The sequence below is a fragment of the Sphingobacterium sp. BN32 genome (genome assembly GCF_030503615.1).
In the GTDB taxonomy this organism is placed as follows: domain Bacteria; phylum Bacteroidota; class Bacteroidia; order Sphingobacteriales; family Sphingobacteriaceae; genus Sphingobacterium.
On record NZ_CP129963.1, the window covers coordinates 1,401,643 to 1,419,250 of the forward strand.

The following is a 17,608-nucleotide window of genomic DNA, read 5'->3' on the forward strand; positions in this document are numbered from 1 at the left end:
TACATTTTAACTGACGCTTTGTTTTTTCTGAAACGTCTGGTATCAAACCATAGCGAACTCTCATCCCTGTTAATGATGATATAGAAGCGTGAAAGTTTTTACTTTTGCTCCAAGAAAACTCATTATCTTTACGACATTAAAATTAACTAACTAACCAATACACATGCTTAATTCTTCCTCTACTGATCAGCAGAAGCAGCTGGTTTCTGATGGTATCCAGAGCTTTGGGTATCTAATCGTCACAGATTTAGATTTGAATATCATTGCAGGTAGCGAGAATTGTTCTGATTGGTTGCGAAGAGATGTGGACACGCTCTTTGATCGTCCTTTTTCATTCTTGATCGATCATTATTTCTATGACTACCAGATTGATATTCAAGAAGCCGTTCGACAGATTATTGCCGAGGAGAATGACCGAAATCTATTGGAGATTAGACTGCTGGAGAGGGGCTGTTATTTAAGTGTTTATCGAAATGAACACTCCGTTTATTTTGAGTTTGAAATTAAAGTTGCGGATTTACAAGTCTACTTTCCAAAATTCGAATCCTTTGCTCAGATATTAATGGAAAACACCAAAGGTATTTGGCAGCACCTGAGCGATTATATGGGTAAAGTCTTGGGATATGACCGCATAACGGTGTATCAATTCATTGAGGGTGGTTATGGGAAGATCATAGCGGAAACAAGGAATAACGACAACTTAGAAAGCATTATCGGGCTATATCAATCGGACTTTGCAGTCTTGTCGCAGGCAAGAAAGGTTCACCTTAAGAATCTATGCCGGTTAACCCACGATATCTATGAAGAGCCCATCCGAATTGTTAGTAAAGATGGTCATCCTATTGATTTGCTGAACACTAACATTCGCACCTTAGCCAAGGTTCATAGCGATCATTTGAAGAAAGTTGGGATTGGTTGTAATCTAAGTTTTTCGATCCTGATCGATAATCAGATATGGGGCCTGATTTTCTGCCAAAATGTTCGCCCGACAAGGATTAACCTGATAAAACGCGAAGCTTTCGTCTACATGATTCAATGGGCATCGACACGCTTTGCAGATGAGCAATTTGTTCAAGAGAGAGAGTTCAACGAGCGTATTCGGAATTTTGAATTGCTACTGAAGGAAAAGTTGCTATTGAAAAAGGATATGCTCGATGTATTAGGGTCGATGAGCAAGCTTTTATGCCAGTTCGCCAATGCGGATGCGATGGTTATCGCTTATGGAGATCAGATATTTGCTCAGCAAATCCGTATAGGGCGTAAAAAATTGAAGCGGTTAAAGACGTTGATTCTCCGTGAGACGGATCAATACATTTACACAGATGAGGAATTCACGTGGAAGTTTGGCGAAGAATTAGATATCGAAATGAGTCGTTTTGCGGGAATTGCGAAAGTCGATATAGAATCGAATAGGGAATTCACGCTTTACTTTTTCAGAAAGGAGTCGATCGTCGAGCGAACCTATATGGATACCCCGACTCATCATTTGATGAACCCAAAGCCTAATGAGACATTTACAACCGCGCCACACAAACACTTCGACGTTTGGCATCATAAAATAGTAGGGACGTCAGCGCGCTGGACAGAACGCGATCTGTACTATTTCTCCAGATTAAGAAAACTGATTAAAACGAGTATGAATCAGATGGCATTGGAGCTAAGTACGTTGAACGCAGAGGTAGTGAGTCTGAATAGGGCATTAGATTCCTATGCTTATACCGTCAGCCATGACGTAAAGAATCCATTGTCCGCAATCAACTTGTCTGTTCAAATGTTGCTTCAGCGCCCGGACATGCCGATGGAACTTAGAGATCGAATGCTTCATAATATGAAGAGTGCTGTTGATATCATAGGGGAATTGCTTGTTGCGATACATTTATTTTCAAAAATCAAGTCTTTTAATTATCAAACCGAGCTGGTTGATGTCAACCATTCCATCGGCCAGATTACGACTTTTTGTAAAATGCGATATGATGCGGAGTCTACAGAAGTTAAAATAGGGGAGTTGCTACCGGTTTATGGACATAAGACGCTGGTGTACCAGCTGTTTCAGAATTTGATTGGGAATGCGATCAAGTATTCCGCTCGTGCCGACTGTCCTTTTGTTGAGGTCTACTCCGAGCAAAACAGCGAGTTCATCCGTTACGTCATCCGTGACAATGGGATTGGTATTGCTGATGAAGACTTGAAATCTATTTATGACACATTCAAGCGCCTTGATAATGCTGTTGATTTTGAAGGTACGGGCTTAGGTCTTACTATCGTAAAATCCATCGCCGACAAGTTGGATCTGCAAATTAAAGTAGATAGCAAGATTGGAATGGGAACGGAATTTCAAGTGCTATTTCCAATAGAGCAATAAGTTTTATTGGTGATATATCACTTTTCTAGCTGACAAGCATCAGCCCGAGGTGATTTCTTAGGATTTATCTTTGTTAAAGAGCGTAGCAGGCTGGAATTTTGCGCGCTCGGATTGAATGAAAGATAATGGAGAAATTGTTCAAAGTTTCCTATAAGCAATGGTTCTACGTTGCACTCATTAATTTCCTTATTGTAGGTCTCTATGGAGCCCTTATGCGCTATAAATTCCTATTCCCGCTATCGGGCTTAGACCAGAAGAATTTACTGCATGCGCATTCCCATTTCGCATTTACGGCATGGGTGTCCATGGCCCTGATGCTCTTTATGCCTATGTTTCTGCGGGGTCACAAGGCGCATGATCGAGTCGAGAAGCCTTATGCTGTACTGCTGTATTTCAATTTGATTACATCGGTCTGTATGCTGATTGCATTTACTGCCCAAGGATACGCGCTGTTGTCCATAATCTTCTCCACCTTATCTTTATTCGTCTCATTCGCGTTCATCGGGAAGTTCTGGCGGGACTTAAATTCAGCGAATCTAGCGAGTTCCATCAAGCATTGGTATTACGTTGCGATTAGCAGTAATGCTGTTTCAGCCTTAGGAACGTTTTATCTTATTTACCTCAAAGCAAGCCATCAGGAAAATCCTTTTGAACAGCAAGCATCGATTTATTTCTATCTGCATTTTCAATATAATGGATGGTTCTTTTTCGGATGCTTAGCCCTATTTTATCACTGGTTGATTCGTGAATCTGGAGCAATATTTTTTCCGAAGCATATGCAATATTTATTTTCGCTAAGCGTAATCCCGACTTATTTCCTTACCATCTTGTGGTGGAAAGGGATTCCAGCATATGTAGGCTATGTGGTGTTTGCGACGGTGTTGTTACAAGGGTTGTGTTGGCTATGGTTTCTGAGCGGCAGTCTAAAAACAATGAAGTTGATCGAAACCAAGTCAAATAGCATGTCATTGCTATGGATTATCGTGGCGCTTGGCGTTTCTGCAAAGCTGATTCTTCAGGGTTTCTCCATCATACCTTCCATGAGCGTATTGGTCTATGGTTTCAGACCGATTGCGATTGCCTACTTGCACCTAGTATTACTCGTTAATATATCCATGTTCCTTATTGGATTGGCGTTCAGTCAAGCGATGTTGAAGGCTTCCAGGTTTACTTTTTTCACAATTGTTTTCCTGATCGTTGGCATACTGTTTAACGAAATAGCGCTAGCTTTGCAAGGACTCGGCGGGATCTATCATTGGAATTTCACCTTTACGCATACCTCCTTGCTGTGGGCATCGATCATCATCGTCATGAGCCTTCTGTTGTTGCTTATCGCACAGCGTTTCAAAGATGTGCCTAACAATTAACTCGCTAGTTAGAATAATCGCCTAACTTTTAGGAGAAAACCTCGCTTAAAAAAATTATATTTGCGAATTAATTTGAAGGCATAATAACCTATATGAAGCATATACGCAATTTTTGTATTATCGCGCACATTGACCATGGCAAAAGTACCTTGGCAGACAGATTGTTAGAGTTTACCAATACCATTAGCCAACGCGAAGCGCAAGCGCAGTTGTTGGATAACATGGATTTGGAAAGAGAAAGAGGTATTACCATAAAAAGTCACGCCATCCAAATGGAATATGTGAGAGATGGACAAACCTATGTGTTAAACTTAATCGATACTCCCGGACACGTGGATTTCTCGTACGAGGTTTCCCGTTCTATCGCAGCATGCGAAGGAGCATTATTGATTGTAGATGCTTCTCAAGGTATTCAAGCTCAAACTATTTCCAATCTTTATTTAGCGCTAAAGCACGATTTAGAAATCATCCCGATCTTAAACAAGATGGATCTTCCGGGCGCTATGCCTGAGGAGGTTAAAGACCAAATCGTAGAACTTATCGGCGGTAATCGCGAAGATATTATCCCAGCTTCTGGAAAAACAGGACTAGGTATCCCTAATATCTTAGATGCCATTATCGACCGTATTCCAGCGCCGGTTGGAGACCCTACAGCGCCATTGCAGGCTTTGATTTTCGACTCTGTATTTAATTCATTCCGTGGTATCATGGCATATTTTAAAGTAGAGAATGGCGAGATCAGAAAAGGCGATCGTGTTAAGTTCGTGGCAACAGGGAAAGAATACTTCGCTGACGAGGTGGGTACCTTGAAGTTAAATCAAGTACCGAAAGAGGTTATCAAGACCGGAGACGTAGGCTATATTATCTCGGGTATTAAAGAAGCTCGTGAGGTGAAGGTAGGAGATACCATCACACATCGCGATCGTCCATGTGAAACAGCAATTCAAGGTTTCGAAGAGGTGAAGCCAATGGTATTTGCTGGTATATATCCCGTAGATACAGAGGATTACGAAGAGCTGAGAGAATCCATGCACCGTTTGCAATTGAATGATGCTTCCTTGGTTTTTGAGCCGGAATCATCGGCTGCATTAGGCTTTGGTTTCCGTTGTGGATTCTTAGGAATGTTGCACATGGAGATTATTCAGGAGCGTCTGGAACGCGAGTTCGATATGACAGTAATCACTACTGTTCCCAACGTATCCTACCGTGCTTATTTGACTAAAGGAAACGAAGAAGTTGTTGTTCACAACCCTTCCGATCTTCCGGATCCTAGTAAGTTAGACTCCATTGAAGAACCATATATTAAAGCGAATATCATTACGAAGGCCGAATTCGTTGGTCCAGTAATGTCGCTTTGTATTCAAAAACGTGGTACCATCGTGAACCAGTCATATCTGACATCTGATCGTGTAGAATTGGTGTTTGAGATGCCAATGGGTGAGATTGTATTCGATTTCTACGATAAATTAAAAACCATTTCTAAGGGATATGCTTCATTTGATTATCATCAAATTGGCTACCGCACTTCGGATCTGGTAAAATTAGATATACGCTTGAATGATGAGCCTGTTGATGCTTTATCATCATTGATTCACCGTAGCAATGCTTACGATTTCGGTAAGAAGATCTGTGAGAAGTTGAAAGAGTTATTACCACGTCAGCAATTCGAAATCCGTATCCAAGCGTCGATTGGTGCTAAGATCATCGCCCGCGAGACGATCTCTGCATTACGTAAAGACGTAACAGCGAAGTGTTACGGTGGTGATATTTCTCGTAAGCGTAAGCTCCTGGAGAAACAGAAAAAAGGTAAAAAACGTATGCGCCAGGTAGGTAATGTGGAGATTCCACAGTCTGCATTTATGGCCGTATTGAAGTTAGATTAATATTTACATCAACCTATTTATAACATGAAGTTACTTGACGGAAAAGAAGTTTCTGCAAAACTGAAAGAAGATATCAAAAGAGAAGCCGCTGAACTGACAGCTACCCTGGGTCGTAAGCCTCATTTAGTTGCTATTTTAGTAGGTAATGACGGTGGAAGTGAAACCTATGTTGCCAGCAAGATGAGAAACTGCGAGCAAGTGGGGTTTGATTCTACCAATCTTCATTACGAAGAGGATATCACGGAAGAAGCTTTGCTTTTAAAGATTGCGGAGATTAATCAAGATGAAAACATCGATGGTTTAATTGTTCAATTGCCATTACCGAAACATATCGATCCCGAGAAAGTAACAGAAGCTATAGATTATAAAAAAGATGTGGATGGTTTTCATCCGATCAATCTAGGTCGTATGCAAAGAAATCTGCCATGTTTTATTCCTGCTACACCTTATGGTATCATGTTGATGCTAGATCATTATGGTATCGAAACTGCGGGTAAGAAAGCGGTTGTCGTTGGACGCAGTAATATTGTTGGCTCGCCAATGAGTATTTTATTAGCGCGCAATAGTCAACCTGGAAACTGTACAGTGACATTGACCCATAGCCGTACAAAGAATCTTCAAGAAGAAGTTCTTCAAGCTGATATCGTCGTTGCAGCAATCGGTAAAAAGAATTTCGTTACTGCTGACATGGTTAAAGAAGGCGCTATCGTCATCGACGTGGGTATCAACCGTGAGACTTCGACCGAAACAAAATCAGGCTTTAAGTTATATGGTGATGTTGATTTTGAAGCTGTTGCTCCTAAAGCGTCTTGGATTACACCAGTACCGGGAGGAGTAGGCTTAATGACCATCATCGGCTTATTGAAAAACACTTTAGAAGCAGCAAAAGGTACGGTATATTCAAAGTAATGTTTTTGGTACAAATATTGTAGATTAGCATCATTGTAAAAATGTTAACCATAAACAAAAATTAAAACATGAAAAAAATTGCATTATTGGCAGCAGTTGCATGCGCGATTACTTTCTCAGCATGTAACAATACTTCATCAGTAGATAAAAATCATGATGGTGATACGACAGTAGGAGAGCACTTAGATCATTCATTAGAGACTGCTGACGAGCATGCTGGTCACCTTCATGCAGAAGCTGATCAAGCCTTAGCAGATGCTGAAGCTAAAGCAAAACAAGCACAAGCTGATCTTGACGCGGCTGTAAAAAGCGGAGACAAAAAAGCGCAAGAAGCTGCTCAAAAAGCTCTAGACGATGCTAACGCTGCTTGGGAAAAAACTAAAGCTGCAGCTAAAGAAGCAGGTCATGCTGTAGAAACAGGTGTTAACAACGCTGTAGATGCTACGAAAGACGCTGCTCATAAAACTGGTGAAGCAATCGACAAAGCTGCTGAAAAAACAGCAGATAAAGTGGAAGCAACTGGTAAAGAGGCAGAAAGAAAGCTTAACAACGTAAAAGAAGCTTTAAAGAACTAAACTAATTTAATTAATTATAATTAATTGGTTATTAGGTTTTTAATTGAAGCGCCAAATTTATTTGGCGCTTTCTTTATTATAATAAAATTAGTATTCAATAAATATGATCGATAAGAAGGAAATCGTTGAACTATGTTTAGAAAAGACACAAAAACGTGTCAATGAAATTCAAGTTGCTATCGATGCTGCCAATGATGCTATAGTCAATGATACGAAGAGCAGCATGGGCGATAAGTATGAAACTTCGCGCGAAATGGCACAACAAGAGTTATCACGCCTGCAAAGCCAGCTCAACCAAGCCAATCGAGATTTGGACATACTGATCAATCTGCCTGATTCAACGATTGCAATTGTTGGGATGGGGAGCTTAGTGATCACTAACCAATTTAATTACTTGCTTGCTACGTCCATAGGCCCGCTCAAGGTAGGCAGCGAGACAGTGATGGTCGTTTCAAAACAATCGCCAATAGGAGAGGCGCTGTTTGGAAAGAAAGTCCTTGATGAAGTACAGTTCAACGGTAAAACGTTTCAAATTCAGGACCTAGGCTAGCTGGGCATACAGCGTTCATTCATACAAGCCTCTTTCCCGAAAGTGGTGGTTTTCAAAAGGCAACCAAGATCCGTTATCCCTGCTTTTGCTTCTAATGGAAACAGATTATATTTATTGCGTCTCAATAATTGTTGTTACAATACCGCTGACGATATCCTTTCCAAATTATTCTCAAATCAGATTTATTTTTTAAAACATTTTCGAGATGTTTTTTGTTTAGATTTAGGTAGTATTAATTAACGTAAATATCTTATTTATGAATCTTAAAAAAATCTTATCTGTATTGGTAGTTGCCGTTACATTGTTAACTGGCACTATTGCTTGTAAATCGAAAATTTCGGATGCCGATTTAAAAGCCAAAGTTGAAACTGCGATTCAATCGAATCCAAATGTTCAGGTAGAAGTTAAGGATGGTGTAGTTACCTTAAACGGTACAGCAGCGTCTGATGATGAAAAAGCACAGATTGAGTCGGCAGCGAAAGGTGCTGATGCAAAAGGTGTGAAATCTGTCGTTAACAACATCGTTGTTAATTCAATTCCTGCTGGAACTATCGAAGTAAACAGCAATGATGCTGATCTTCAGGCGAAGGTAGCTGAATTTACTAAAGACTTCCCATCGGTGAAAACAGCCGTTGTGGATGGAGTGATCACAGTAACTGGAGAGTTGGAACAAGCACGCGTACAAGCTTTAAAAATGGGATTAGATGCTTTAAATCCTAAGAAAGTTGACATGTCAGGTTTAATCGTAAAATAGCAAATTATGAGTTTAGAAAGTAAATATAAAGTATTGATCGATACAGCAAATGCTTCGGGTATCGAAGGTTTACAAATCGCTGAGATGGACGGCGTATTACAGATTCGTGGTACTGCTCCAAATGCTGACGTAAAAAACAAATTATGGGATGTCTACAATCAAATCGATCCTAATTTCTTATCTGGCGATGTGGTTATGAACGTGGATGTTTCTACAGCGGTTACAGGACAGCAAGTTCGCGTAATCACTGAAAGCAGCAATTTGAATATTCGTAAAGGGCCAGGAACAGATCAGCCAATCGTTGGTAAAGCAGCGAAAGACGAGGTAATTACCTTAATCAGTCGCGCTAATGACCAATGGTGGTTAGTTCGTACGAAGGATGGGGAAGAAGGCTATTGCTATGCGCAATATCTGGAACCTATCTCTTAAAATAATATAATCAGTAAAAAAGGAGCTCATCGAGCTCCTTTTTTTTATTAAATGTTCTTTTCGTTCATTAAATCTTGAATCGCAACGGAAGCTAACGCGCCTCCAAACGCAGCCGGCAGATAAGACATGGTGCCATAGGCAGATTTCTTAAAGTTACTACCGTCTGTATATAGCAAAGACTCTTTATCCGGCAATTCCGTAGAGAATACCACCTTTACACCCTTTCGGATACCATGTTTCTTTAATTTCTTACGAATATGCTGCGCGAGCTTACAATTGTACGTTGTTCCAATATCCGCTATCCTTATTTTCGTGGGGTCAAGCTTGCCTCCGGCTCCCATGGAGCTTACAAAAGGTACTTTCGCCTCCAGAGCCAATCGTATAAAAAATAACTTCGGTGTAATACTATCGATCGCCTCAACACAGTAGTCTGGTTTTAGATCAAGGAGACCGGGGATGCTTTGTGGAAGGATAAAGTCTTGAATCACGTTAAGTTCTAATTCCGGATTAATTGCCAACAAGCGTTCGCGCATAATTTCCGCCTTTGCCTCGCCATGATTTGTTGCCAACGCCGGCAATTGCCTGTTCCTGTTACTAGGGTCTACTGTATCCCCATCGATAATGGTCATCTTTCCAACACCCGACCGACAGATAAACTCGGCTGCAAACGACCCCACACCACCAAGGCCCAAAACCATCACATGCGAATTAGCTAACTTTTCTAGTGCCTCTCGTCCCACCAACGCCTCGGTGCGAGAAAGCCAAGATAAATCCTTCATTAATTTTAACTTGATTTAAATACCCTGTTATAGTTTGCCAAAATCTGATCTTCTACTTGTTTTATAGACAATTTTCTGGCTCGGCAAAAATAAGCATAAATATCTGAGATTTTCGTTGGTTTATCGTCAGTTTCTAAGAAAATCCTGTCCAATGGGATCTGCTGTATAACATCGTCTAGCTTGCCTTTTAGGATAGCAGCGCCGAGCGAAAGGTAGTAGTTTCTGTTCTTTAATAATTGTTCCGCCAATGGCCAATTTCGCTCATATCCATGAAAAATGACCGGTACAGAAACCTGTTTCCTTAGCAAAGAAGTAAAAACCTCATGATAGGCTCGAACACAATGTATTATCAAAGGCTTTTTAAGCTCATTAGCGAGCGCAATTTGTTTTTCGAATGTATGTAACTGTCGATTCCATTCCGTGCTGCAGAGCTTATCTAATCCGCATTCTCCTATGGCAATCACCTGGGGCTTTTCAGCATACTTTACTAATGCTTCCCATTGAGCTTCCTCATTGAGATCCACATACCAGGGATGGATGCCTGCGGAACAGGCTTGATCATAAAGATAGTCTTTCGAAACAATGCAATTGGGCAGTACAAACTCATCGGGAGTTGAGGTACTTATGCTATGGGCGTGGATATTGATTAACAATGTTCGGGGCGTTTAATTCGTCGAAAGATACGGAATTAATCTACTAAATAGCAGGTCGCAAATTCCAATATGACTATTCCCGAGGTGGTATCGATCTTAAAGCGTCTGCGCGACTGATCGTTATCAAAGCTCTTTTCGATCTCCGGGACGACTTCGCTGATCTCCAAAATAACCGGATAACCCTCTTTAGGGATTTCAGAACGCGAATAGAAAGTCACATGCTCAAAGCGCAATTTCTTCTGATGAGCATGGATTGGTTCCGTAGCGTCCAATAACAACGTTACGTCCAAAGTTTGTGTTCTCGAATCCTCTTCGGTTTTGATGATCTCCGCATCAAGCAATGAATCAATATCTATAGTCATACTCTTCTTATTTAGTACTCTATAGCTAATAACAGCATATATTTAATTTCGTTTTAAATATTAATTTTTGCTGTACTCGAAGCGATTAGCTTTTAAATGTTCGAGAATTTCCTGAAGCATCAACTTGGGCTTATCAAGTAAACCCGTCTTTTTGATGTTTTTGATAAAAGGATGATTTCGTCCAGCGAAATTAGCTGAACCCGACCCCTGACGTTTCTTGCTAAACATATTCTCTCCTTCCTTTCAATTTGTTTACAAATGGTTATATAGCAGCGGATTGTGGAAGCCGCGATGCTTATTGTATTAAATCTATTTAAAAAAAACGAGATTAAAAAATATACGATATAACAATCTCGTTGCGAATAAGTGTACTCAAAAGGAGAAAGAAGCGCTATCCGCTTTTTCCACAAGGGTTTTTTATTGATTTCTGATTGGTTATATTCGTGACAAATTTGCACAATTGTTAAAAATAGCCCATCATAGCGCCTATATTTATCCCTTGCCCGCGACACATCGCTTTCCGATGATGAAGTATGAACTTATTCCAGAGCAATTGATTTACGAAGGGCTAGTGAATCAAAACAACTTTTTTGAACCCGACTTAGTCGATCGCGACATCATCTATTTAGCTCACGATAAAGCTTATGTTGATGAGCTTCTGGGGCTGACGTTAGATCCTAAGATGGTTCGTCGTATTGGATTCCCGATGACACAGGCTTTAGTGGACCGCGAACGCTATCTAATAGATGGTACAATCAAGGCATGTTTTGCGGCAATGGAAGCTGGAGTTTCTTTTAACACTGCCGGTGGAACACACCATGCCGGAAGAGATTTTGGTGAAGGCTTCTGCTTACTCAATGATCAGGCGGTTGCTGCCGCATACTTATACCATCAAAAACTAGCTAAAAAGATCCTGATCATAGACCTTGACGTGCATCAGGGAAATGGAACTGCTCATATCTTTGAAGGTCATCCCGATATCATCACATTTTCCATACATGGGGAGAAGAACTTCCCATTTAAAAAGGAAAAATCGCATATTGACATCGGATTGTCAGATGGTATTGAAGATGAAGCCTATTTATCGCTCCTGGCATCAGAGCTTAAAGCGGTATTTAATCAGGTTAATCCCGACTTTGTCTTTTATCAGGCTGGAGTCGACGTGCTAGCGACCGACAAACTTGGCAAGTTTAAACTAACGCAGGAAGGCTGTAGAAAAAGAGATGAGCTGGTATTCAAGGCCTGCAAAAGCAGAAAAGTACCCGTGGAAGTCAGCATGGGCGGCGGATATTCCCTGCACATCAAAGACATCGTCAATGCGCATGTCAATACCTACCGTTCTGCAATACATATTTACGATTTATAAAAAACAAGCATGTTATTTCATCAAGACGCAAACTTCGAAAACCTTATTATCCATCATGTTGGCAACAAGAGCCAGGACGAGTATTTTACCTTGTCGGACGTAGAAGTGGATGTTGCTTCAGATGAAGTCCTGACCGGACTGCTGATGCAATATTTCATGAAGCCTTTCGCGAAGCAATCGGAAGTCTACAGATTCTACCATCCCAATGATGATTTGGAATTTAATGAGGTTTACAGTTATTCTAAGCGCTTCTTTGAAGGGCAGCTGAACTTTATCGATTTCTCCAAATCGATCACTAAATATCTGTTTGATGTATCGGAGCATCCAAAGATCAAATCGGGTGAAGTGTATGTCGTCGCACTGGATAATGTGCAGCTGGAAGGAGAGGAGCATAAGGCCATAGGGATCTTTAAATCAGAAAATAAAGAAGCTTATCTTAAAGTATATCCTCAAGCAGATGGTTTAGGTGTAAATTATGAAGAACAAGCCATAAATATCAATAAACTGGATAAGGGCGTCGTTATCATCAATACCGAATCGGAAGAAGGCTTCAAGGTATTATGCCTTGATCAAACGAATGGATCGGAAGCCGTTTACTGGAAAGATGATTTCTTAAAACTGCGCGTGCGAAACGATAATTTCCAACAAACGGGAAATATCATGAAGGTGTACAAGAATTTCGTCAATGAGAAGCTAGATGAAGTGTTTGAAATGGATAAAGCGGATAAGATCGACCTCTTGAACCGCTCGATGAACTACTTTAAGTCAAAAGAAGAATTTGATGAAGAAGAATTCAATACCGAAGTGATTGCCAATCCGGATGCTGTTTCTTTATTTAAGGATTATAAATCTGCTTTTGAAGAGGAATTTGATACCCCATTTCAATCTAATTTTGATATTGCCGGAAATGCCGTAAAGAAAATGGCGTCCAGTTATAAGTCAGTCATCAAGCTCGATAAGAATTTCCATATATACGTGCATGGAAAGCGCGAATACCTCGAAAAAGGATATGACGAGGATAAGGGGATGAATTACTACAAGCTATACTTCGAAAACGAATCCGACTAAGAAGATGAGGTTCAACAAATCAACGAAATCGCTTTATATCTGGTTAGCTGTTTGTATAAGCTTAATCTTGCTATTGAATTGGTTTGTAACAGACTCTGAAAGGGTAGAGGCAGTTTACAGTCGCGCTTTCTATCCTTTTTACCAATACCTCCCAAAACTGATATTCGGACTGCTCCCTTTCAGCGTGGGAGATCTGCTTTATCTTGCGATCGTCTTGGTCCTGCTTTATCTCGTCGTTAAAACAATAGTTCTACTGTTCAAAAAGCAGTTTCACAACGCTTGGCGAGGAGTATTAATGTTAGTTGGCACGGCGCTATCGCTGTATATCTTCTTTCATTTGGCTTGGGCAATCAATTATTATCGCGTCCCGGTCAGTAAGCAACTTAACTTGTCTGTAGATACCATACTTCTGGAGGATCATCTAGGTGTATTGGCTGAGCAGATACAGCTGGCGAATAGCTTGCGCGCAAAAATAAATCTTGAAGGCAAAGTCCGAACCAGCGTCAATATGCAAATAGAAGAGCTGATGCGGGATGATCAAGAGTTCCCAATGCTCAGCAAAACCCAGATCCATATTAAGAAGCCATTGAGTTCTGTGATGATATCCTCCTTTGGAACATCGGGTTATCTGAATCCTTTCAGTAATGAAGCGCATGCCAATGCCGATATGCCAATCACATCCTATCCTTTCACGGTAACTCATGAGCTGGCACATCAGATGGGCATTGGATTTGAAGATGAATGTAATTTTATCGCTTATGTTAAGCTTCGGAATCATCAGGATCCCTGGTTTCAATATGCAGCCTATTACGAAAGCATACAATACCTTTTAAGGTCACTTTATCTAGTCGATGAGTCCATGTTTCAACAATATAAAGCGAAGCTCTCAGAGGGCATTAAAAGCGATTTAAAAAAAGATCAATCCTACTGGGAAAATTATACGGGCTGGTTGACCAATGTATCTGGCTTGTTCTATGATCAATATCTTAAACATAACAATCAGAGAGAGGGAATGGCACGCTATGGCTTAGTAAGTAGGCTAATTATCGCGTATGAAATAAATATGAGGAAAAGCGGGAGAGAAGCTGCTCGCTAATGTTAATTAGGAAAACTCAGACAGTATAAAAAATAAAATAGCGGGCAATCTAATTTGCCCGCTTAATTATTTTACACCGAAAAACTTTCGCCACAGGCGCAAGTTCTCGACGCATTAGGATTGTGGAATTCAAATCCCTTTCCATTCAATCCGTCGGAATAATCTAATTCTGTTCCTGCCAGATATAAGTAAGACTTAATATCTAAACAGATTTTGACACCATTGTCTTCAAAAAACTGATCGCCTTTTTTCTCTTCGTTATCAAAATTAAGCTTATAGGATAGCCCAGAACAACCACCACTTTCCACAGCAACGCGTACGAAATAATTGCTATCGTAGTTTTCTTGTTGCATGATTGTGCTGATACGTTCTTTTGCTTTATCTGTAATGGTCACCATGTTCTTCTTCCTCCATTTATTGTACAAAGATAATCAAAACAAGTTCCAAATATTGGATAAATCATCTGAGTTCTGTCAAATTAGACCCTCTTTATACATTTGCCAAATAGGTGAGGCGGCTCTAATTTGCGCTACAGCGCGCTTTATTTGTTGTATGGCAACATCAATATCTTCTTTCGTCGTGTATTTGCTGAAGCTGAAACGGCTGCTGCCATAAACGTCCTCATCCTCCATGCCCATTGCCTTCAGTACATGCGAAGGATCGCGCGAGCCCGAAACACAGGCAGAGCCGGACGATAATGCCATTTCGGGCAACTTGGTCATGAGTTCGGTCGATCGCACATGTTTAATCAAGACATTGCTGGTGTTTGGAATACGTGCGGCATCGCTTGCATGAATCTTTACTTCCTCCAGCTGCGTTTGCAGCTCAGCCTCAAAATAATCCCTTATCGCTCCAATGTTGCTGCTGAACTCAAAACGTTTTACAGCCTCACCCATGCCCACAATCTGCGGAACCGCATAAGTGCCGCCGCGTAAGCCATGTTCCTGATTCCCCCCGGTAATAAGGCTAGGGATTTGGATGGGCTTGCTTTTTCGACGTATGAACAAAGCACCGATGCCTTTCGGTCCGTGAAATTTATGTGCACTTAAGCATAAGATATCAATTGCTACTTGCTGTAAATCAAGGGGTAATTTGCCAATGTGCTGCGTAGCATCACAGAAAAATAAGACATCCTTCTCTTGACAGATTTTAGCGATCTTATCGATGGGATGTAACACGCCTGTTTCATTATTGGCGGACATTAGCGCAACTAATACAGTATCCGGACGAATGGCTTTCGTTAAATCGTCCAAATTGATGTTTCCCTGCGTATCGACATCGAGATAAGTTATCTCGCAACCCTGTTTGGCTAAACTTTCACAAGTCGCCAGAACAGCCTTATGTTCTGTTTTGCAGGTGACGATATGTTTTCCTTTTCGCAGGTAACTTTGCGCTATCCCCTTTAAGACGGTGCTTATACTTTCTGTAGCGCCTGAGGTGAAGTAGATTTCTTTTAGCATGCAGCCCAATCGTTCGGCGAGCTGAATTCGTGCCTGCTCTATAGCCGCATTCGCTGCGCGACCGAGTTTATGCTGAACACTGGAGGCATTCCCATACGACTCTTGTAGATAAGGAAGCATAGCCTGTAGAACCTCATCATCCATTTTGCTCGTCGCATTATTATCAAAATATAGAAAGCTCATATGTTAAAGATATTTAAAATAAGTACCATTCTACCGGCTTGCAAACAGTATTTTGTTATTTTTGTAAAAATTACACTAAGATATGAATTGGTTTTCTGTAGAAAGAAGTTTAGAACGACTAGTAGATTCGGTAGTAGTCGCACTGCCTAAAATTGCGGTAGGATTTTTTATACTGATTGTTGGGCGTTATGTCATCAAATTTGCGCTTAAATTTATCGATAACAGATTTGAAAAGCGCAATGTAGACCGATCTATTCGTTCATTTCTAAAAAACATCATCAAATTTACCTTATACGGCTTATTGTTGCTGACGGTAGCCAGTACAATGGGTATACAGACCACTTCCTTTATCGCGGCCTTATCGGCCTTCGGTTTAGCTGTCGGTATGGCGCTTCAGGGTAGTTTATCAAACTTTGCCGGAGGTGTATTGATCCTTTTATTCCGTCCTTTCGATGTTGGCGACTATATTTCCAGCGCGGCAGGCGCAACGGGAACCGTAGAACGTATCGACTTGTTGTACACCACGATGATTGACGATGATGGGATCCGCGTTTTCACACCGAATGGTCCGCTCGCTAACTCAGTAATCAAGAATTTTACGAAGATTGCTTCTCGCCGTATGCAGTTTACTTTGAACGTATCTTACGACACAAATATCAAAGTCGCGCGCGAGGCGGTTCTGTCTGTGTTGAAAGCGGATAAGCGTATTTTGGATAAACCTGTTCCCGAGGTAATTGTAGGGGATTTAAAGGAAACCGGGATTACTTTAATTGTACGTGCTTGGGCGAATCGAGAAGTATTCTGGGCAACGAAAAACGAAATTAGCGAGCAAGTCAAGAATGTGCTCGACGGCAAAAACGTGGTCTTCCCGCAAAATGTTGTCAAAGTTATTGGCGATCAACCCGATGCGGAGGAAACTCCAGTTGCTTAATCCAGCGATTCTTTTAAAACATAATATCGGTAAGCTACAACGGCCTGTTGTAGCTTACTTAGTTTAGCGGGGTCCAGTTTCGTATAGCTGGGCAATACCGCCTTATTTATTCTGTTCAGTAGTTTAAAAAATCCTTTCTTCATGCCTTCCTAATATATGCAGCTATAAAGCGCTACTGCAAGTAATGCTCCAATAATTGGGCCTAAAAATGGAACCCAGGCATAAGCAGCATCAAATCCAGCTTTATTTTTAATCGGTAATATAGCATGCACGATGCGAGGACCTAAATCTCTGGCGGGGTTAATCGCATAGCCTGTTGTACCGCCTAAGGACAAACCAATCACCCATACCAGAAAAGCAACAGGGATTGCACCGATGGAACCTAAGCCAATAACAGAGTCATCAGCCATCTTGGCATCGGTAAAGTGAAGAATAGTGAAGATTAGCACAAACGTACCGACCACCTCAGAGATTAAGTTAATCGGAGGATTGCGTAGGGCAGGCGCCGTGCAGAAAACAGCTTGTTTTGCGCCGGGATCTTCTGTTTGATCAAAATGATCTTTATACATCAGCCAGACAACGAATGCACCCGTCATGGCACCTAAAAATTGTGCGCCTATATAGCTTAAGGTAGTTGCTAGGTCTAATTTACCCAATGCTAAATTGGCAATAGTCACGGCACAGTTCAAGTGCGCGCCACTATAGGGGCCAGCAATCGTGACGCCAACAAAAACGGCGAGCGCCCAAGCTGTTGTGATGACAATCCAACCGCCGTTATTTCCTTTCGTGCCTTTTAGCACCACATTGGCAACCACGCCACCCCCAAGGAGGATCATCACTGCCGTTCCTAAGTATTCTGCTACAAATGGACTCATATAATA

General features: G+C 41.1%; 18 protein-coding genes. 12 read left to right on the forward strand and 6 right to left on the reverse strand.

Annotated features, from left to right (window positions below):
* Positions 1-163 precede the first annotated feature (163 nt).
* The 8 genes from QYC40_RS05800 (at position 164) to QYC40_RS05835 (ending at position 8,829) form a co-directional block, all read left to right on the forward strand.
* Entirely contained in the window at positions 164-2,362 is a 2,199-nt protein-coding gene (locus tag QYC40_RS05800; RefSeq protein ID WP_301992927.1) for an ATP-binding protein, read from the forward strand.
* Between the two features lie 125 nt (positions 2,363-2,487).
* Positions 2,488-3,729, forward strand: a complete 1,242-nt coding sequence (locus QYC40_RS05805) for a hypothetical protein (protein WP_301992928.1) — start codon at positions 2,488-2,490, stop codon at positions 3,727-3,729.
* A 92-nt stretch (positions 3,730-3,821) separates the two neighbouring features.
* Positions 3,822-5,612, forward strand: coding sequence for a translation elongation factor 4 (gene lepA, locus QYC40_RS05810; RefSeq protein ID WP_301992929.1), 1,791 nt, complete (start codon positions 3,822-3,824; stop codon positions 5,610-5,612).
* A 24-nt stretch (positions 5,613-5,636) separates the two neighbouring features.
* Positions 5,637-6,521 carry a bifunctional 5,10-methylenetetrahydrofolate dehydrogenase/5,10-methenyltetrahydrofolate cyclohydrolase gene (locus QYC40_RS05815; protein ID WP_301992930.1) on the forward strand — a complete coding sequence of 295 codons (885 nt, stop codon included), beginning with the start codon at positions 5,637-5,639 and terminating at the stop codon, positions 6,519-6,521.
* Positions 6,522-6,589: 68 nt separating this feature from the next.
* The gene (locus tag QYC40_RS05820; protein WP_301992931.1) at positions 6,590-7,096 is read left to right on the forward strand and encodes a hypothetical protein; all 507 of its coding nucleotides are present in this window, start codon (positions 6,590-6,592) and stop codon (positions 7,094-7,096) included.
* 103 nt (positions 7,097-7,199) lie between these two features.
* Positions 7,200-7,646: a hypothetical protein gene (locus QYC40_RS05825; RefSeq protein ID WP_301992932.1), complete on the forward strand. Its 447-nt coding sequence runs from the start codon at positions 7,200-7,202 to the stop codon at positions 7,644-7,646.
* Positions 7,647-7,902: 256 nt separating this feature from the next.
* Positions 7,903-8,400 carry a BON domain-containing protein gene (locus QYC40_RS05830; protein ID WP_301992933.1) on the forward strand — a complete coding sequence of 166 codons (498 nt, stop codon included), beginning with the start codon at positions 7,903-7,905 and terminating at the stop codon, positions 8,398-8,400.
* A 6-nt stretch (positions 8,401-8,406) separates the two neighbouring features.
* Positions 8,407-8,829, forward strand: coding sequence for an SH3 domain-containing protein (locus QYC40_RS05835; protein ID WP_301992934.1), 423 nt, complete (start codon positions 8,407-8,409; stop codon positions 8,827-8,829).
* A 47-nt stretch (positions 8,830-8,876) separates the two neighbouring features.
* Here QYC40_RS05835 and QYC40_RS05840 read toward each other — a convergent pair whose 3' ends face one another.
* Genes QYC40_RS05840 through QYC40_RS05850 form a run of 3 tightly spaced genes read right to left on the reverse strand, consistent with a single transcriptional unit; the run spans position 8,877 to position 10,623 of the window.
* On the reverse strand, positions 8,877-9,608 hold the full coding sequence (locus QYC40_RS05840; RefSeq protein ID WP_301992935.1) for a tRNA threonylcarbamoyladenosine dehydratase: 732 nt from the start codon (positions 9,606-9,608) through the stop codon (positions 8,877-8,879).
* Positions 9,609-9,613: 5 nt separating this feature from the next.
* The gene (locus QYC40_RS05845) at positions 9,614-10,261 is read right to left on the reverse strand and encodes a TatD family hydrolase (protein ID WP_301992936.1); all 648 of its coding nucleotides are present in this window, start codon (positions 10,259-10,261) and stop codon (positions 9,614-9,616) included.
* A 35-nt stretch (positions 10,262-10,296) separates the two neighbouring features.
* Positions 10,297-10,623 (reverse strand): hypothetical protein, encoded by a 327-nt coding sequence (locus QYC40_RS05850; RefSeq protein WP_301992937.1) that lies wholly within the window; start codon positions 10,621-10,623, stop codon positions 10,297-10,299.
* A 523-nt stretch (positions 10,624-11,146) separates the two neighbouring features.
* Between QYC40_RS05850 and QYC40_RS05855 the strand changes: the two genes are divergently transcribed.
* From QYC40_RS05855 to QYC40_RS05865, 3 genes are read left to right on the forward strand one after another with little or no spacing between them, the layout of a single operon-like run.
* Positions 11,147-11,989, forward strand: coding sequence for a histone deacetylase (locus tag QYC40_RS05855; protein WP_301992938.1), 843 nt, complete (start codon positions 11,147-11,149; stop codon positions 11,987-11,989).
* Positions 11,990-11,998: 9 nt separating this feature from the next.
* Complete coding sequence (locus tag QYC40_RS05860) at positions 11,999-13,057, forward strand: nucleoid-associated protein (protein ID WP_301992939.1); 1,059 nt, start codon at positions 11,999-12,001, stop codon at positions 13,055-13,057.
* 4 nt (positions 13,058-13,061) lie between these two features.
* The gene (locus QYC40_RS05865) at positions 13,062-14,153 is read left to right on the forward strand and encodes a DUF3810 domain-containing protein (protein ID WP_301992941.1); all 1,092 of its coding nucleotides are present in this window, start codon (positions 13,062-13,064) and stop codon (positions 14,151-14,153) included.
* Between the two features lie 71 nt (positions 14,154-14,224).
* On the opposite strand, the gene QYC40_RS05870 is transcribed toward QYC40_RS05865, so the two are convergent.
* Positions 14,225-14,551: an iron-sulfur cluster assembly accessory protein gene (locus QYC40_RS05870; RefSeq protein WP_149526214.1), complete on the reverse strand. Its 327-nt coding sequence runs from the start codon at positions 14,549-14,551 to the stop codon at positions 14,225-14,227.
* A 75-nt stretch (positions 14,552-14,626) separates the two neighbouring features.
* Positions 14,627-15,796, reverse strand: coding sequence for a cysteine desulfurase family protein (locus QYC40_RS05875; protein WP_301992942.1), 1,170 nt, complete (start codon positions 15,794-15,796; stop codon positions 14,627-14,629).
* Between the two features lie 82 nt (positions 15,797-15,878).
* Between QYC40_RS05875 and QYC40_RS05880 the strand changes: the two genes are divergently transcribed.
* Entirely contained in the window at positions 15,879-16,727 is an 849-nt protein-coding gene (locus QYC40_RS05880; protein WP_301992944.1) for a mechanosensitive ion channel family protein, read from the forward strand.
* A 149-nt stretch (positions 16,728-16,876) separates the two neighbouring features.
* Here the strand turns inward: QYC40_RS05880 and QYC40_RS05885 are convergent, their stop codons facing one another.
* Positions 16,877-17,602 (reverse strand): MIP/aquaporin family protein, encoded by a 726-nt coding sequence (locus QYC40_RS05885; RefSeq protein ID WP_301992945.1) that lies wholly within the window; start codon positions 17,600-17,602, stop codon positions 16,877-16,879.
* Between the last annotated feature and the right edge of the window lie 6 nt (positions 17,603-17,608).